This window comes from Shewanella sp. SG44-2 (assembly GCF_014164215.1).
Lineage (GTDB): Bacteria > Pseudomonadota > Gammaproteobacteria > Enterobacterales > Shewanellaceae > Shewanella > Shewanella frigidimarina.
Genome location: NZ_JACJEU010000080.1, coordinates 1 through 471, shown reverse-complemented (window position 1 = coordinate 471; position 471 = coordinate 1). Strand labels below are relative to the sequence as shown.

Annotated in this window: 1 pseudogene; it reads right to left on the bottom strand. The window is 39.5% G+C overall.

What is annotated here, in order from left to right:
- Window positions 1–413, bottom strand: a pseudogene (locus tag H5181_RS20350) (IS630-like element ISShfr2 family transposase); the annotation flags it as partial.
- Window positions 414–471 lie beyond the last annotated feature (58 nt).

The window sequence follows — 471 nt, the reverse complement described above, 5'->3', positions numbered from 1 at the left end:
CGAGAACGGGTCGTTATCCATGACAATCCTAATTGATGCAGTAATCTGTAGATATTTGCCTGTTTAAAGGTCACCCCAAATTCAGACTGAATAAAAAGACTGACATCTCTTGCCATCAATCTTCCGCCACTCTCAGACAAGCTTTGACGTTGTACAAATTCTTTCAGATTTACCAGTTGTTTCGCCGATAGTTGAGCGGGTCTACCTGGATTATGTTTATCATCTAGGCCGCTAATGCCATGAGTTAAATAATGAGTAACCCAAGTATTTACACTGGTTCTACTGACCTTCAGCATGTTGGCTATAGCAGTACGAGAATGACCTTCGGTAAAATGAAGTAAGGCGAGATAACGCATACGTTTACGTGCGCGTTTCTCAGATTTAACTAATGCTGCAAGATTGAGATTATTCATCGATACTGAAGTAAGGAAATGACGAGCAATTAGATCACATATTTAATGTAAATGGTAT